Raw genomic sequence first — 16677 nt, 5'->3', positions numbered from 1 at the left:
CGAAAAGCCAATAACATACCACGATGCCCGGCGGGTTTCGCGGCCTTCTGCCATAATGTTTTGGGGAATGTTGAGGGGGGAGAGTGAAAGGAAAAACGCTGCTGACCGTATTCATCATTGTGGCCGTTGCAACGGTGGGTTACCGCTGGTTGCCGCCTTACTACAACCCTTTCATGCCGCTGACGCTTGACGACCCGCCGGGCCGAATCACCCAGTATAAGCTTCGGCGCTTAAGTCCCGAGGCGTGCGCAAGCCTGCTTTCGCAGGCCAACCAAAGGGATCTTATCCGCACCCAGCCGGTGGCCGACAGCGGCGGCGCGTGCCCGCTTAACAACGTCGTGCGCGTGCGTGACTTCGGCTCGGTCGGCCTGAACAGCAGTTTTCTTGCCAGCTGTCCGCTGGCGCTCAGCTCTGCGCTGTTTATCAGCCAGCAGGCCCGGCCATTGACAAAACGCTATACGGGCAGCGACCTGGCGCGTATCGATCATCTCGGCAGCTTTGCCTGCCGCAACATTTACCACCGCCCTGATGCGCGACGCAGTGAGCATGCCACGGCGGAGGCGCTGGATATCGCCGCCTTTCGGCTGGCGAACGGGGAGCGCGTCACGGTGCTGAACGGCTGGAAGGCGGCAACAACGCAGCCATGGCTGAAGGCCATGCTGGCGGCAAGCTGCGGCTACTACGGAAACGGCCTCGGGCCGGAGTATAACGCGGCGCATGCCAACCATTTTCATCTGGGAATGCGCGGTTTCGGACTCTGTCGGTGAAGCATAATATTCCGCCAGAAAATGGATGAATTGTGACTTATTTCACAAATATGATGACTGGGAAGATAAAACACCAAAGTCAGTCAGGCCGCATCTCTGGTGCGACGTCAAAACGCGTAACTTGCTAATCTGTCGGCGAATTCGCCTAAAAATGAAGACTATTTCTTTATGGAATCCTGGAAAGTTAATCTCATCTCGGTCTGGTTCGGCTGCTTCTTTACCGGGCTGGCCATTAGCCAGATCCTGCCGTTCCTGCCGCTGTACGTCTCGCAGCTGGGGGTGACCTCGCATGAAGCGCTCTCCATGTGGTCCGGCCTGACGTTCAGCGTCACGTTTCTGGTCTCCGCCATTGTGTCACCGATGTGGGGCAGCCTGGCGGATCGTAAAGGCCGAAAACTGATGCTGCTGCGCGCCTCGCTCGGGATGGCGATTGCCATTCTGCTCCAGGCCTTCGCCACCAACGTCTGGCAGCTGTTTTTCCTGCGTGCGGTGATGGGGCTGACGTCCGGGTACATTCCAAACGCCATGGCGCTGGTCGCCTCTCAGGTGCCGCGCGAGCGTAGCGGCTGGGCGCTGAGTACGCTCTCCACGGCCCAAATAAGCGGCGTCATCGGCGGTCCGCTGCTGGGCGGTTTTCTGGCGGATCACGTCGGGCTGCGGGCGGTATTTATCATCACCGCGATCCTGTTGGTGGTCAGTTTTCTGGTCACGCTCTTTCTTATCAAAGAGGGAGGCCGCCCGGTTATCAGTAAATCTGAACGCCTGAGCGGCAAGGCCGTCTTCGCCTCGCTGCCCTATCCTGGACTGATGATCAGCCTGTTTGTGACCACTATGGTTATCCAGCTTTGTAACGGTTCGGTCGGTCCGATTCTGGCGCTGTTTATCAAGTCGATGGAGCCGGAAAGTACAAATATCGCTTTTCTGAGCGGCATGATTGCCGCCGTGCCGGGCGTATCCGCCCTGATTTCCGCGCCGCGTCTGGGAAAACTGGGTGACAGGATCGGCACGGCGCGCATCCTGATGGCGACGCTGATCTTTGCGGTCGTGCTCTTCTTCGCGATGTCGTTTGTCACCTCTCCGCTTCAGCTTGGCGTATTGCGATTCCTGCTCGGGTTTGCTGATGGTGCAATGTTGCCTGCGGTACAGACCCTGCTGGTTAAATATTCCAGCGACCAGGTGACGGGGCGTATTTTTGGATATAACCAGTCATTTATGTATCTGGGGAATGTTGCCGGTCCGCTTATAGGCGCATCCGTTTCCGCGATGGCCGGTTTTCGTTGGGTATTCGCCGCCACGGCGATTGTCGTTTTAATCAATATTATCCAGCTGGCTATTGCGCTGCGTCGCCGCAGACAAATGGCGGAAGCGAAATCGTCGAGATAATCGTTTCGTTGATGTATTATATATTCTTATGGTAGCCGCATTTTTATATAACAAAATGCGGCGCTTTTTTATAGAAAAACGTTTCGCTCACCGCGGCGGTCCTTTATTTCCATTCCTGCATCACTTTTGCATACCATAATAAATTTCTTCTCTTTGCATTATGGATTCAGAATGCTAACTTCAGACAAAACTGAAAAAGGAACTGGCACGATGAAAAATCTCATTGCTGAATTGCTGGTCAAGCTGGCACAAAAGGAAGAGGAGTCAAAAGAGCTGGTTGCTCAGGTCGAAGCGCTGGAAATTGTGGTCACCGCGCTGCTGCGACAAATGGCGAAAACCGATCAACAGGCGTTGATTGAGAGCGTGGAAGGCGCGCTGGACAGCGTCAGGCCTGAATCGCAGGTTCCGGTTGAGGATGCCGAGATGCTCCACCAGTACGTAAAGAAGCTGTTAAGGCATCCGCGCAGCTAAACCGTCACAGGACGTAACGACGTGTCATAGAATTGTCATGCAGGATGCCTATAGTCGCTCTGTTTTTATTTTTTATGTATTTGTACATGGAGAAAATAAATTGAAACAGAGCGCACTTTTCATCGCATTACTTCCCCTGTTAATTACCCCTGCCGTTTATGCCGATACTGCCCAAACCAGCGTGCTGGATAATCGCGCGGCAAAAGGGGATATCACCCAGCCTGGCGGCGCACGCCGTTTATCAGAAGATCAAACTGCCGCTATTCGCGCTTCGCTGAATGATAAGGCGGCGAAAAATATTATTCTGCTTATTGGCGATGGAATGGGGGATTCCGAAATCACGGCGGCGCGAAATTATGCCGAGGGTGCGGGCGGCTTTTTTAAAGGCATCGACGCATTACCGCTGACCGGACAATATACCCATTACGCGCTGGATAAAAAAACCGGTAAACCGGATTATGTCACGGACTCCGCGGCCTCTGCTACGGCGTGGTCCACCGGCGTGAAAACCTATAATGGCGCGCTGGGTGTGGATATTCACGAAAAAGATCATCAAACCCTTCTTGAGATGGCAAAAGCGGCGGGCCTGGCGACCGGCAACGTCTCCACCGCTGAACTTCAGGATGCAACGCCTGCGGCGCTGGTGGCGCACGTGACCTCGCGTAAATGCTACGGTCCGTCAGTGACCAGCGAAAAATGCCCGACGAACGCGCTGGAAAAAGGCGGCAAAGGCTCGATTACGGAACAGCTGCTGAACGCGCGTCCTGACGTGACCCTCGGCGGCGGCGCGAAAACCTTCGCAGAAACCGCAACGGCGGGCGAGTGGCAGGGCAAAACGCTGCGCGAGCAGGCGCAGGCCCGCGGCTATCAGCTGGTGAGTGATGCAAATTCGCTGGCAGCCATCACCGAGGCGAACCAGGACAAGCCGCTGCTGGGGCTATTCTCTGACGGCAACATGCCCGTGCGCTGGGAAGGTCCAAAAGCCTCTTATCACGGCAATATCGATAAACCTGCCGTAACCTGTACGCCTAACCCGAAACGCACGGACAGCGTACCGACGCTGGCAGCGATGACTGATAAAGCCATCTCTCTGCTGAGCAAGAGCGAAAAAGGGTTCTTCCTGCAGGTTGAGGGCGCGTCGATCGATAAGCAGGATCATGCGGCGAATCCGTGCGGTCAGATTGGCGAAACCGTCGATCTGGACGAAGCGGTGCAGAAGGCGCTTGAGTTCGCGAAAAAAGACGGTAACACCCTGGTGATCGTCACCGCGGACCATGCGCACGCCAGCCAGATCATCCCGGCAGATACCAAAGCCCCGGGCCTGACGCAGGCGCTGAATACCAAGGATGGCGCCGTTATGGTGTTGAGCTACGGCAACTCTGAGGAAGAGTCCATGGAGCACACCGGCACCCAGCTGCGCATTGCAGCCTACGGTCCGCACGCGGCAAATGTGGTAGGCCTGACCGATCAAACGGATCTGTTCTACACCATGAAGGCGGCGCTGGGTCTTAAATGATAAAATCCCGGCGGAAATCACATCTGTCGGCTGGTTTTTTTCCTGTCACGAACCAGACTTACAGGGAATGTTCACAAAAGGATGGTGCAATGAAAACAACATTACTGGTTACTCTGCTCTCCGGCCTGTTCCTGGTCGCATCGGCGAACGCGGAAGAGAAGACGCTAACGCCGCAACAACAGCGTATGACCACCTGTAATCAACAGGCGACGTCGCAGAGTCTGAAGGGAGATGCCCGCAAGACCTACATGAGCGACTGCCTTAAAAATGGCGCCGCGAAGCCAGCTGAAAAAAGCCTGACGCCGCAGCAGCAAAAAATGCGCGAGTGTAATGCGAAAGCGACCGAGCAGTCCCTGAAGGGGGACGACCGCAGCAAGTTCATGAGCGCGTGCCTGAAGAAAAAAGTGTAGTTCAAACGGGTGAGCGGTTCCGGCGGCTCACCCGAAATTTCATACTTTCCCCGCAGACCCCCTCTCTATAATTTGGGAAAATGTTTCAGAATATTCCCAAAAATGATGAATGATGAAACGTATTACAACAAAAAGCGCATTCGGGAAGAGTGGAATCTAACCCTTTCTCAGGATGACCCTCACCGCGCCGGCATTCAGTTTGCCCGGCGAGTTCGGCTGGCGCGCGCCGTCGGGCTGGCGGCGATGTTTTTCCCCGTTGCGGGGATGCTGGTCACCCATTTTTTACCCGGTGGCTGGTGGCTTTTACTGGTGGGATGGTCGTTCGTCTGGCCCCATTTTGCCTGGCAGCTGTCCTGCCGTGCCGCTTCACCTCATCAGCAGGAAATTTTCAATCTTAAAATCGATGCCATTATCGCCGGGCTCTGGATAGGCGTGATGGGGATGAATGCGTTACCCACCGCAGCGCTGGTGATGATGGTGGGGATGAATATGATGGGTTCCGGCGGCTGTCGTCTGTTTATCCCGGGGATCGCGTTGACGCTGCTCTCCGCGCTGGTGACCCTGCCACTCGTCGGGAAAGTGGCCGTCTTCAACCCCGACCTCGTGGAGTGGGGCTTAACGTTACCCGTGCTCGTGCTGTATCCCATGCTGTTTGCCTGGCTCAGCCACCGAACCGCCGTCAGGCTTGCGGAACATAAGCAGCGGCTGGAAATGATGAGCACCCGCGACGGGATGACCGGGGTCTTTAACCGTCGGCACTGGGAAATGCTGCTGCGAAATGAATTTGAGCATTGTCGGCGCGACCACAGCACCGCCACGATATTGCTGATTGATATCGACCACTTTAAAAACATCAACGACACCTGGGGGCACGACGTGGGCGACGAGGCGATCATTGCCATTACGCGTCAGCTCCAGCGGTCGGTACGGTCAGGCGATGCGATCGGTCGGTTTGGCGGGGATGAGTTTGCGGTGATCATGTCGCAGACCGCGGCGGAAAGCGCCATCGCCGTGATGTCGCGACTGCATGAGCGGCTGGAAAAACTGACGTTACCGTGCGCGCCAAAAGAAGCGCTGCGCATCAGCGTAGGCGTTGCCCCCTGGGGGCCGCAGTTTGGACATTATCGGGAATGGCTGAAGGCGGCGGACGTGGCGCTGTACAGGGCGAAAAATGCCGGGCGCGGCCGCACCGAAGTGGCTGCCTGACGCCCGGTCAGAAATCAGGATTTACTCAGCTTCTCTGATTTTTCCATGCATTTTGCCATCGCTTCAATGACGGCCGAGCGGAATCCGCGCTCTTCCAGCACCCGCACCGCTTCGATGGTGGTACCGCCCGGGGAGCAGACCATATCTTTCAGTTCACCCGGGTGTTTGCCGGTTTCCAGCACCATTTTGGCGGAGCCCATGACGGCCTGCGCGGCGAACTTATACGCCTGCGCGCGCGGCATTCCGCCAAGCACGGCGGCGTCGGCCATCGCTTCTAAAAACATGAACACATAGGCAGGGGCTGAGCCACTCACGCCGACCACCGGATGGATCATCGATTCGGCAATCACTTCTGCCTCACCGAAGCAGCGGAAAATATTCAGCACGTCGGCCACTTCTTCTGTGGTCACCAGCGCGTTAGGCGTGACGGAGGTCATTCCGGCATTGACCAGCGAGGGGGTATTGGGCATGGCGCGGACGATTTTACGATCGTGACCCAGCGCGCGCGCCAGCTGATCGAGCGTGACGCCTGCGGCAATCGACACGACCAGCGTCTCTTTATTCAGGCTGGAGGTGATATCGCTCAGCACTTTGATCATGATGTTCGGCTTGACGGCGCCAAAGACGATATCGGCGACCTGGGCGACTTCCTGCGCGCTTTCGGCGGCGTTGATCCCATATTGATCGCGCAACTCGGCGACTTTGTCCGGTGACGGGGTATAGACCCAAATCTGACCCGGCAGCACCTGCCCGCTGGCGATCAGACCGCCCAGGATGGCTTTGCCCATGTTACCGCAGCCGATAAACCCGATTTTCTTGTCCATCACGATTCTCCGTCATTATGCGTTGTTTTCTCTGATTGATAGCTTAACAACGAAATGCAGGCGACAATAGTCGGCAGACTCATTATGGGGAGACAATATGGCGATTTGGGTTGATGCGGACGCGTGTCCGAACGTGATTAAAGAGATTTTATTTCGCGCCGCCGAGCGCGTTCAGATGCCGCTGACGCTGGTGGCGAACCAGAATATCCGCGTACCGCCTTCGCGGTTCATCCGCTCCTTGCGCGTGCCGGCCGGGTTCGACGTGGCGGATAACGAAATTGTTCGCCTGTGCAGCGTGGAGGATCTGGTGATCACGGCGGATATTCCGCTGGCTGCCGAAGTGCTGGAGAAAGGGGCGGCGGCGCTCAATCCGCGCGGGGAGCGTTACTCGCCTTCGACCATTCGGGAAAAGCTCACCATGCGCGATTTTATGGATACGATGCGGGCCAGCGGCGTGCAGACCGGTGGACCGGACAGCCTGTCCCAGCGCGATCGCCAGCAGTTCGCTGCCGAGCTGGATAAATGGCTGCTGGAAGTGAAGCGCCGCACAGCGTAATGATAATTATTGTCAATTTGTGGTACAGTGTGGCCTCCACAGGGTTGTCATCCCGTACCGCTTTGCAGTAAAGTAATCGCAACATCTTCTGCAATTATTTCTTTACACTCTTCAGCCATTCGGCATCAAGGGGAACACCTGGCATGACCCAACCCATCTTTTTAGTTGGCCCCCGCGGCTGTGGGAAAACCACCGTTGGCCTGGAGCTGGCACGCGTGTGTCATCGCCAGTTTGTTGATACCGACCACTGGCTGCAAACCGAGGCCGGAAAAACCATCGCCGAGATTGTTGAGCAAGAGGGATGGGAGAGCTTTCGCGCGCGCGAAACCGCCGCGCTGAAAGCGGTCACCACCCCGTCTGCCGTGATCGCCACTGGCGGTGGCATTGTTCTGGCGGAGTGTAATCGCCACTTTATGCGCGAAAAGGGGATTGTGATTTATCTCAGCGCGCCGGTGTCGGCTCTGGTAGGACGTCTGGAAGCCTTTCCGGAAGAGGGGCAACGCCCTGCGCTGACTACCAGGCCGCTCAGCGAAGAGGTGAGCGAAGTGCTGGCCGAACGCGATGCGCTATACCGCGAAGCGGCTCACCACGTGGTGGATGCGTCAGCCTCTCCCGAAGACGTTGTGATTCAGATTATTACCGCCCTGCGTCTGGCTTGTGCCAGCTAACCGGCGTCTATACTTATAGCTCAGACATAAAAAAAGGATGAGCTATGCCAACCAGACCTCCCTATCCGCGTGAAGCACGCATTGTTACCGTTGAAAAAGGCCAGACGGGTCATACCGTGACCTGGTATCAACTGCGTGCCGATCACCCCAAGCCGGACTCGCTGATCAGTGAACACGAGACTGAACAGGAAGCGCTGGATGCGAAACGGCGCTATGAAGATCCCGATAAAACCTGACCCTTTTCCTAAACGTTCCAGTATCGTGCCTGAATCACACTTTTTACTCATCGGGAAAGTTAAGCAGGAGTTAATATTTAGTTATTACAAGTAACTCCGGTATCGGCAGGCGATCTTTACATTTCGATGTCGGGATCACCTGCTACGCTTGGTGCTGTTTTGTTGAAAAAATGAACTGTGCAGCGTAGTGAGCCTGTACCTGTATGCACGATGTTGGAGTAATGGAAGGCGATCAAGATGAAGGCAACGTTGGCGATCCTCACCATTGGTGTGGTCCCTGTAAGCGAAGTGTTACCGCTCTTAACCGAGCATGTATCTGAACAACAGATAACGCATCTTAGCCTGCTGGGGAAGATGAGTCGGGAAGAGGTCATGGAAGACTACGCTGTCGAGGCGGGGGAGGATCCCCTGGCGACGTTATTAAGCGACGGTAAACTGGCGCACGTTTCGCGTCAGAAAATCGAGCGCTCGCTGCAGGGCGTAATAGAAGTGCTCGATAATCAAGGTTATGACGTTATTTTGCTGATGAGCACCGCGCCCATTAAGGGGCTTACGGCGCGTAATGCGATTTTGCTTGAGCCGATGCGGATCATTCCACCGCTGGTGGCCTCCATCGTGGATGGTCATCAGGTGGGGGTGATTGTGCCCATTGAGGAGCTCATGGATAACCAGGAAGCAAAATGGCACGTGCTGGAAAAAGTGCCCTTGTATGCGCTGGCAAATCCGTTCTGGGACAGTGAGGCAAAACTTATTGCTGCCGGGAAGGAACTGCTTGAGAGAGGAGCAGATGTCTTGATTCTGGACTGCCTCGGTTTCCATCAGCACCATCGTGATCTGCTGCAAAAAGCGCTGGATGTTCCCGTGCTGTTATCCAACGTTCTGATGGCTCGCCTGGCCTCGGAACTTCTCATGTAATGATTTTGCGTGACAGGTGATGAGCATGGCCCCTATAGTGAATTTTTATCTAAAAATATAAGGGCCAGTTCATGCTTCAAAGTAACGAATACTTTTCCGGTAAAGTGAAATCCATTGGTTTTACCAGCAGCAGCACTGGTCGCGCCAGTGTCGGCGTTATGGCGGAAGGGGAATACACCTTTGGCACGGCGGAAGCTGAAGAAATGACGGTCGTCAGCGGGGCGCTGAACGTCTTACTGCCGGGTGAAACGGAATGGAAAGTTTACGCTGCCGGGCAAGTTTTCAACGTCCCTGGCCACAGCGAGTTTCATTTGCAGGTCGCTGAACCTACCTCTTATCTGTGCCGCTATCTGAAATAAAAAATAAGCCGGGTGGCGCTAACGCTTACCCGGCCTGCGTTTTGCCTGTTATCTCTGCGCTTCGCCGCCGAGACCTTCCACCAGATTCTGAATCAACGCGGCCAGCTCGCCGGTCATCAGGATGAAGTCCGCGTCAAAGCGCTGGGCGTAATCTTCCCTGTCGATATCTTCGTTCTGATCGCGCAGCTCGTCGCAGAACTTCAGACGCTTCACGGAGCCGTCGTCGCACATCACGAACTGAATGCGCTGCTGCCAGTCGAGCGCCAGTTTAGTGACCACTTTACCCGCTTCGATGTGGACGGCGATCTCGTCGCTCACCAGATCCTGCTTCTTCGCGCGGATCACGCCGCCATCTTCCAGCAGGGCTTTCAGCTCGGCTTCATCAAGGATCTGGAAACCCTGAGCCGCAGCGCCGCTGCGTACCCATTCGGTCAGCGTCAGCTCGATCGGCGTTTCCAGCGCCAGCGGAACGACCGGTAAAGATCCGATGCTTTTACGCAGCAGGGCCAGCGTATCTTCTGCTTTCTTGGCGCTGGCGCAGTCCACCATGATCAGCCCGTTGACGGTGTCGATCCACATCATGGTCTGGCTGAAGCGGCTGAAGGCGCGCGGCAGCAGGGAGTGCAGCACTTCGTCTTTCAGCGAATCTTTTTCGGTCTTTTTCAGCTTGCGGCCCTGTTCGGCTTCCAGCTTGAAAATTTTCGCTTCGAGCGCCTGCTTAACCACCGGCGTCGGCAGGATTTTCTCTTCTTTACGGGCGCAGACGATGATTTGACCCGTGCTGCTGGCGTGGGTCAGTGCATCGCTTTGTGAACCCATTGGCGGAACCCAGCCGGTTTTCGCCATATCCTGGCTACCGCAAGGGGAAAAGGTATAAGCGGCTAACTGTTTTTCCATCTCTTCTGCACGCAGCGAAACGTCGCGGCTGAGACGGTAAACCATCAAATTTTTGAACCACAGCATGATAATTTCCACGGCCTTGTCGTTAAATCAGCGGGCATGATAACGAATTGTCGCATCGCTTGCATTGCTAATCGGGAAGCGTGCTTCTACTCTGTTGATAATCAAAATAATGAGGAGAGTCTTGTGCGTATTGGGATCGATTTGGGCGGCACCAAAACAGAAGTCATCGCACTGAGCGAGCAGGGGGAGCAGCTGTTTCGCCATCGTCTGCCGACGCCGCGCGATGATTATCACCAGACTATCGAGACGATTGCCAGCCTGGTTGAGATGGCAGAGCAGGCGACAGGGCAAACCGGCAGCGTCGGGATGGGGATCCCGGGGTCGATCTCGCCGTATACCGGGGTGGTTAAAAATGCCAACTCCACCTGGCTCAACGGTCAGCCGTTTGATAAAGATTTGAGCCAACGTCTGAACCGGGAAGTGCGTCTGGCCAACGACGCCAACTGTCTGGCGGTCTCTGAGGCCATCGACGGCGCGGCGGCTGGTGCCCAGACCGTGTTTGCCGTGATCGTCGGTACCGGCTGCGGCGCGGGCGTGGCGTTCGGCGGACGCGCCCATATCGGCGGTAACGGCACCGCGGGCGAGTGGGGACACAACCCGCTGCCGTGGATGGATGAAGACGAGCTTAAATACCGCGCTGAGGTGCCGTGCTACTGCGGAAAGCAGGGCTGTATTGAGACGTTTATCTCCGGCACCGGTTTTGCGACCGACTACCACCGCTTAAGCGGCCAGCCGCTTAAGGGCAACGAAATCATGCGTCTGGTCGAAGAACAGGATCCGGTCGCCGAGCTGGCCCTTAGCCGCTACGAAATGCGGCTGGCGAAATCCCTGGCGCACGTGGTGAATATTCTCGATCCGGACGTGATTGTGCTCGGCGGCGGCATGAGCAACGTCGACCGGCTGTACGCCACGGTACCGAATCTGGTGAAACAGTGGGTGTTTGGCGGCGAGTGTGAAACCCCGATCCGCAAAGCTGTTCACGGTGACTCCAGCGGTGTGCGCGGCGCGGCGTGGCTGTGGCCGGAATAAAAGCAAATAATGTTTATTCCCTCTCCCTGTGGGATAGGGCCAGGGTGGGGCAAGGTAAAAGCAAAACAGCAACGCAAGTTGCTGTTTTTGGTGTTTTTACCCTCTCCCTGTGGGAGAGGGCTAGGGTGAGGGCATCAGACCGCACCGACCTACCATTCAGCCAACCGCAAATTCCTTATCCAGCCTGCTATAACCCAGCCCGTTAATTTTCTTCACCTTGATCTGCACCGGAATGCGCTCTTTCATCGCCTCAACGTGGCTGATCACGCCGATGGTTTTCCCGGTGGCGTTCAGCGCGTCGAGCGCATCCAGCGCGGTATCCAGCGTTTCACTGTCGAGCGTGCCGAACCCCTCATCCAAGAACAGGGAATCGATTCGCGTTTTATGGCTCACCAGATCGGAAAGGGCCAGCGCCAGCGCCAGGCTGACCAGGAAGCTCTCGCCGCCCGAGAGCGTGCGGGTATCGCGAACCGCATCCGCCTGCCAGGTATCGACCACTTCCAGCTCCAGCGCGTCGCTGGCCTTGCGCTGCAGCAGATAGCGGCCGTGCAGACGGTTAAGCTGCTGGTTAGCAAGCCAGACGAGATTGTCCAGCGTTAGCCCCTGCGCGAATTTACGGAACTTGTCGCCGGTGCTGGAGCCGATCAGCGCGTTCAGATAACCCCAGTCGTCCGCCTGGCGCGCGGCCTCTTCAATTTGCTGCATCAACGCCAGCTGGTGCTGACGGTTATCGCTGTCCTGCTTAAGCTGCTGGCGGATCTCGCCCTGATGCGTGGTGTTCTCGCGAAGCCGTTGCGCCAGCTGCTGCAGCTGGCTTTGCAGCGCAGGAGCATCGGCGTTGAGCCCTTCCGGCCGCAGCGCCAGATGAGCCTGCAGCTGCTGGTTAGCCTGGCCGGAAAGGGCTGCGGCCTGCTGTATCTGGCTTTCCAGCGACTGCTTCAGCTGTTCGAGGCGACGAATAGCGTCGTCATCCAGCAGCGCGGCAAGGAACGCGTCCCGATCGGCAAAGCAGCTCGCTGCGAGCGCCGCGGTGAACTGCGTCTGCGACTGCTGCAGGCGCTCTTGCTCCAGCTTTTCCTGCTGCTGCTGCGCGCTGAGCTGGCTTTGTAGCGACACGCATTCATCGTGAACGTCGCGCCAGCCGTCAGGAATGGCCGGTTCGGCCTCTTCGCCGTTCGTTTCCGGAAGCGTGTCGAGCAGCGGCTTCAGCGCGTTTATGCGTTCCAGAAGCACGCCGTGCTGCGTTTGTTTCTCCTGCCACTGCGCGAATTCCGCTTCGCGGGCGTGCAGCCAGGCGGCTTCATTGCCGTCTTCAGGTACGTTAAGCGATAGCGAGAGCAGGGTGTTTTCCAGCGCCTGGCGCGCGGCCGTCAGCTGCTGCTGATACTGTCGCTCCAGCACTTCCTGCTCGTTTAGCTGGTTTTGCAGGGTCAGACGCTGGCTCAACTGATAAAGCTGGCGCTCGTACTGTTCCTGCTCGTTCATCCATGGCGTGATATCTTCCTGAATATTCAACGCGATGTTCAGGGAAGCGCAGGCCTCCATCCACTCTTTAGTGAGCGCTTGCTCTTCCTGAGAGAGAGTCTGCGCTTCGTCTGACTCGCGCTGGATCTGCTGCGTCAGGGCATTAACCTGTCCCAGCACCAGCAGCCCTTCCTCTTTAAGGGCGGCGACCTCTTTTTCCAGGACATCGCGGCGGCGCTGGTTATCCGTCAGCTCAAGCGACTGGTATTGCGCAACGGCGGGGTGCTCGCTGGAGCCGCACAGCGGACAGGGTTTGCCGGCCTCAAGCCGGGAACGATAGCTTTCCAGGTCTTTAATCGTCGCTTCGCGTTCGCAGAGGGCTTTAAGATCCAGAAAGTGCTGGTGTTTCTCTTTGTACTGCTGGCGACGAAGCGTCAGCGTTTCATTGAGTTTATTTTGATCGGCCTGGGCCTTCTGCACGCTTTCACCGCTCTGGCGCAGGCGCTTTTGCAGCGGCTGATAGCGGGCATGCAGCGACGTCAGCCGCTGGCGCAACGTGCGTGATCGGGACTGCTGCTCCATGGCCGCGCTGACCTCATCCGCCGTCAGCGTCAGCGCATTTTCCGGCATCTCAGCCAGCCTGTTGCGTAATTCACCCATCCGCGCAGCAAGCGAGGCTAACTGCGTTTTGTCGCGGTTAAGCTGTGAGAACTGGGCACGCCAGCCGGCAATTTCCTGCCCCAGCAGGCGATAGCGCTCGTGCTCCGCCAGCCACTGCGCCAGCGCCGTCAGTTCGGTCTGAAGCTGCTCATGATTACGCTGGGCGGTATGACGGATCCGCGCGCGCAGCGCGGTTTTGGCTTGTAAGCGAGTATTTACTTCAATAATTCGCTGCTGGGTTTGCGTCAGGCGCGCGGTTTGCTCCTGCTGGTGCTCCCAAAGCGGTCGAAGCTGGGCGGCGGGCAGAGCAAGCTGGAGCTTTGCCAGCTCTGGCGCAGCGTTCGTCAGCGCCTGTTGCGCCTGCTGCTGCATCGCGGTGACGCGCTGTTGCTCAAGCACGAGCTCATCATGGCGCGTAAGCCACTGAAAATCTTTCTGCTGGCTTTGCTGCTGAACCAGCAGGGTTTTCTCTTCGTCAGTAAGCGCCTGCAAACTTTGCTGCAACTGCTGCTGTTGCTCTTCGCTCAACAGCACGACGCCCGCCGCCTGCGCCTCGCACTTTTCAAGCACGCTGCGGGCGGCTTTGTGTTTCTCAAACACCATGGCGGAAATCTGTCCGTAGATCTCGGTGCCGGTCAGCTCTTCCAGCAGCTCGGCGCGATCGCTCGGCCTGGCATTAAGGAAGGCGGCAAACTGCCCCTGTGAGAGCAGCATCGAGCGGGTGAAGCGGCCATAGTCCAGCCCGGTGAGCGCAGCGGTTTGCTCCAGTTTATCCGTCACTTTGTCGGCCAGGATTTTGCCATCTTCGCAGCGCGCCAGCTCCACGCGCGGCGCCTGCAGGTTTCCGTCCGGCTGGTTGCGCGCGCGGTTCTGGCTCCAGAATGCGCGATAGGCGGTGCCTTTTACCTCGAACTCCACTTCCGCCAGGCACTCGGCGGTGTCGCGCGTCATCAGGTCGTTTTGCGCCTGAGAGACCTTCTGCAGTCGCGGCGTTTCGTGATAAAGCGCCAGGCAGATGGCGTCGAGCAGGGTGGTTTTACCTGCCCCGGTCGCGCCGGTAATGGCAAACAGCCCGTTGCTGGCAAACGGCTCCGCGGTAAAGTCAATTTTCCACTCGCCCTTGAGGGAGTTGAGATTTTTCAGGCGCAGGCTCAAAATTTTCATGCGTTTTCTTCCTCATCATTGAGCGCATGCAGGGTATGGCTGAACAGTTCGCTGAGTCTTGCGCGCTTCGCGTCGTCAATTTCCTCCTGCGAGAGCCTGCGTTCAAACACCTCTTCAACCCGAAGCTCACTGAGCGTTTCACGTTGAGCGCTTAACAGAATTTTCTCGCGCTGCTCGCGGCTGCGGCGTACCAGTAAGACTTCGACGGGTAAATCTTCCGTCAGCGCCTGAATTTTACGCTGCATATCGTGCAGGTAGTCGTCGGTGGTGATTTCGATATCCAGCCAGACGGGCGGGTTAAGCGTTGCCCCGCGCCACTGCTCAAGCTGGGCGGTAATGGCGTCAAGATCGCCCTTCAGCACCGCCAGCGGCTGGGTGACCGGTACTTCCAGCGTCTCGACGGCGTGAAGTTTTCCCTCGGAGAAGCTCACCAGATGGACGGACTTGGCTTTGCCCGTTTCGTCAAAGCTGAGCGAAAGAGGCGAGCCGCAGTAGCGGATGTGCTCGCTGCCGCCGACGATCTGCGCCCGGTGTATGTGCCCGAGCGCAATGTAGTCGGCTGGCGGGAAGTTTTGCGCCGGAAAGGCATCCAGCGTGCCGATATAGATGTCGCGTACGGCGTCACTTTTACTGGCCCCGACGGTGGTGAGATGCCCGGTCGCAATCACCGGAATCGGCTGGTCGCCGCGCAGGGCGCAGGCATCGGCGTGCTGCTGGTGATAATAATCCGTGATGGCCTGCAGGAGATGCTGCTGTTTTTCCGCGCCCGACAGCCCCGCCTGACTTTGCACGATGTCCCGCGGACGCAAAAAGGGAATGGGGCACAGCACCGCCCCCGGCGTGCCGTCGCGTTTTTTCAGGATCTGCGGGGCGTGCCCGGCGCTGGCGACGACGGTGGTATTGAGAAATGCCAGGATGTCGCGGGATTCATTGAGCGTCGCGACGGAATCATGGTTGCCGGCGACAATCACCAGATGACAGCCGGTTTGCTGCAAATTCACCACGAAGCGGTTGTACAGTTCACGCGCATAGCTGGGGGGCGAGCCGGTATCAAAGATGTCACCCGCCACAATAATCGCGTCCACCTCGTGCGTCCGGGCCGTTTCCAGCAGCCAGTTCAGGAAGGCTTCATGTTCAGCCGCACGGCTTTTGCTGTAAAAATTTTGACCCAGATGCCAGTCCGAGGTGTGAAGTATGCGCATAGCAGATCCGTGGCAAAAAAGAGAAAGCAGGATTATAAACGTTCAGAGACGGGAAAATAACCGCTGTAATAAAACAACGGTTTGCCCGTTATCGTGGTACTGTTTTTCATAAATCTGTCATAAATCTGACGCATAATGGCGCCGAATTACAAACTTGTAACTTAAATAAGATAAGACAGGGCAAAGTATGGCGAGACGTATTCTGGTCGTAGAAGATGAAGCTCCAATTCGTGAAATGGTGTGCTTCGTGCTCGAGCAAAACGGCTTCCAGCCGGTTGAAGCGGAAGATTATGACAGCGCAGTGAACCAGCTGAATGAACCCTGGCCCGATCTGATTCTGCTGGACTGGATGTTGCCCGGCGGCTCCGGACTGCAGTTTATCAAACACCTGAAGCGTGAAGCGCTGACCCGCGACATCCCGGTTGTGATGCTCACGGCGCGCGGAGAAGAAGAGGATCGCGTGCGCGGTCTGGAGACCGGCGCGGACGATTACATTACTAAACCGTTCTCCCCAAAAGAGCTGGTTGCCCGCATTAAAGCCGTGATGCGCCGTATTTCGCCGATGGCGGTGGAAGAGGTGATAGAGATGCAGGGGCTGAGCCTTGACCCCACCTCACACCGCGTCATGACCGGTGAAAATCCCCTCGACATGGGGCCTACCGAATTTAAACTCCTGCACTTCTTTATGACTCACCCGGAACGCGTTTACAGCCGCGAGCAGTTGCTGAATAACGTCTGGGGAACTAACGTGTATGTCGAAGACCGGACGGTTGACGTACATATTCGCCGCCTGCGAAAAGCACTGGAACTGAGCGGCCACGATCGCATGGTGCAGACGGTCCGCGGCACGGGTTATCGTTTTTCTACCCGTTTCTGAACAATGA

General features: G+C 56.9%; 17 protein-coding genes. 13 read left to right on the top strand and 4 right to left on the bottom strand.

The window, feature by feature from the left end; genetic code table 11:
• Positions 1-83 precede the first annotated feature (83 nt).
• The 6 genes from HCH49_RS11915 (at position 84) to adrA (ending at position 5753) form a co-directional block, all read left to right on the top strand.
• On the top strand, positions 84-767 hold the full coding sequence (locus HCH49_RS11915; protein WP_221702726.1) for an extensin family protein: 684 nt from the start codon (positions 84-86) through the stop codon (positions 765-767).
• Positions 768-935: 168 nt separating this feature from the next.
• Positions 936-2150, top strand: a complete 1215-nt coding sequence (locus tag HCH49_RS11910) for a multidrug efflux MFS transporter (RefSeq protein ID WP_029739748.1) — start codon at positions 936-938, stop codon at positions 2148-2150.
• 210 nt (positions 2151-2360) lie between these two features.
• Positions 2361-2621 (top strand): anti-adapter protein IraP, encoded by a 261-nt coding sequence (iraP, locus tag HCH49_RS11905; protein ID WP_024906786.1) that lies wholly within the window; start codon positions 2361-2363, stop codon positions 2619-2621.
• A gap of 100 nt (positions 2622-2721) precedes the next feature.
• Complete coding sequence (gene phoA, locus HCH49_RS11900; RefSeq protein ID WP_221702725.1) at positions 2722-4137, top strand: alkaline phosphatase; 1416 nt, start codon at positions 2722-2724, stop codon at positions 4135-4137.
• Positions 4138-4226: 89 nt separating this feature from the next.
• Complete coding sequence (gene psiF / locus HCH49_RS11895; protein ID WP_023334671.1) at positions 4227-4547, top strand: phosphate starvation-inducible protein PsiF; 321 nt, start codon at positions 4227-4229, stop codon at positions 4545-4547.
• Between the two features lie 102 nt (positions 4548-4649).
• Positions 4650-5753 carry a diguanylate cyclase AdrA gene (adrA, locus tag HCH49_RS11890; protein WP_047061223.1) on the top strand — a complete coding sequence of 368 codons (1104 nt, stop codon included), beginning with the start codon at positions 4650-4652 and terminating at the stop codon, positions 5751-5753.
• A gap of 14 nt (positions 5754-5767) precedes the next feature.
• Here the strand turns inward: adrA and proC are convergent, their stop codons facing one another.
• Positions 5768-6577 carry a pyrroline-5-carboxylate reductase gene (gene proC / locus HCH49_RS11885; RefSeq protein WP_023310536.1) on the bottom strand — a complete coding sequence of 270 codons (810 nt, stop codon included), beginning with the start codon at positions 6575-6577 and terminating at the stop codon, positions 5768-5770.
• 97 nt (positions 6578-6674) lie between these two features.
• On the opposite strand from proC, the gene HCH49_RS11880 reads away from it, so the two are divergent.
• The 5 genes from HCH49_RS11880 (at position 6675) to ppnP (ending at position 9311) form a co-directional block, all read left to right on the top strand.
• Entirely contained in the window at positions 6675-7133 is a 459-nt protein-coding gene (locus tag HCH49_RS11880) for a YaiI/YqxD family protein (protein ID WP_033144747.1), read from the top strand.
• A 143-nt stretch (positions 7134-7276) separates the two neighbouring features.
• Entirely contained in the window at positions 7277-7801 is a 525-nt protein-coding gene (aroL, locus tag HCH49_RS11875) for a shikimate kinase AroL (RefSeq protein ID WP_039263897.1), read from the top strand.
• Between the two features lie 44 nt (positions 7802-7845).
• On the top strand, positions 7846-8037 hold the full coding sequence (gene yaiA, locus HCH49_RS11870; RefSeq protein WP_032638425.1) for a protein YaiA: 192 nt from the start codon (positions 7846-7848) through the stop codon (positions 8035-8037).
• Between the two features lie 237 nt (positions 8038-8274).
• On the top strand, positions 8275-8952 hold the full coding sequence (locus HCH49_RS11865; RefSeq protein WP_008503271.1) for an AroM family protein: 678 nt from the start codon (positions 8275-8277) through the stop codon (positions 8950-8952).
• 71 nt (positions 8953-9023) lie between these two features.
• A complete protein-coding gene (gene ppnP, locus HCH49_RS11860; RefSeq protein ID WP_008503270.1) occupies positions 9024-9311 on the top strand; it encodes a pyrimidine/purine nucleoside phosphorylase in 288 nt (95 codons plus the stop codon).
• Between the two features lie 48 nt (positions 9312-9359).
• Here the strand turns inward: ppnP and rdgC are convergent, their stop codons facing one another.
• Positions 9360-10274 (bottom strand): recombination-associated protein RdgC, encoded by a 915-nt coding sequence (rdgC, locus tag HCH49_RS11855; RefSeq protein WP_023310540.1) that lies wholly within the window; start codon positions 10272-10274, stop codon positions 9360-9362.
• A 123-nt stretch (positions 10275-10397) separates the two neighbouring features.
• Here rdgC and mak point away from each other — a divergent pair, with 123 nt between their 5' ends.
• The gene (gene mak, locus HCH49_RS11850; RefSeq protein WP_023310541.1) at positions 10398-11303 is read left to right on the top strand and encodes a fructokinase; all 906 of its coding nucleotides are present in this window, start codon (positions 10398-10400) and stop codon (positions 11301-11303) included.
• 156 nt (positions 11304-11459) lie between these two features.
• On the opposite strand, the gene sbcC is transcribed toward mak, so the two are convergent.
• Together sbcC and sbcD are read right to left on the bottom strand one after the other, a co-directional pair.
• Complete coding sequence (gene sbcC, locus HCH49_RS11845; RefSeq protein ID WP_221702724.1) at positions 11460-14591, bottom strand: exonuclease subunit SbcC; 3132 nt, start codon at positions 14589-14591, stop codon at positions 11460-11462.
• The gene (gene sbcD, locus HCH49_RS11840) at positions 14588-15793 is read right to left on the bottom strand and encodes an exonuclease subunit SbcD (protein WP_221702723.1); all 1206 of its coding nucleotides are present in this window, start codon (positions 15791-15793) and stop codon (positions 14588-14590) included. Before sbcD ends, sbcC begins: the two co-directional genes overlap by 4 nt.
• A 187-nt stretch (positions 15794-15980) precedes the next feature.
• Here sbcD and phoB point away from each other — a divergent pair, with 187 nt between their 5' ends.
• Positions 15981-16670 carry a phosphate response regulator transcription factor PhoB gene (gene phoB / locus HCH49_RS11835; RefSeq protein WP_008503265.1) on the top strand — a complete coding sequence of 230 codons (690 nt, stop codon included), beginning with the start codon at positions 15981-15983 and terminating at the stop codon, positions 16668-16670.
• Positions 16671-16677 lie beyond the last annotated feature (7 nt).

Source organism: Enterobacter sp. Y17 (genome assembly GCF_019730495.1).
Lineage (GTDB): Bacteria > Pseudomonadota > Gammaproteobacteria > Enterobacterales > Enterobacteriaceae > Enterobacter > Enterobacter asburiae_B.
This window is presented reverse-complemented; position numbering and strand designations above follow the sequence as displayed.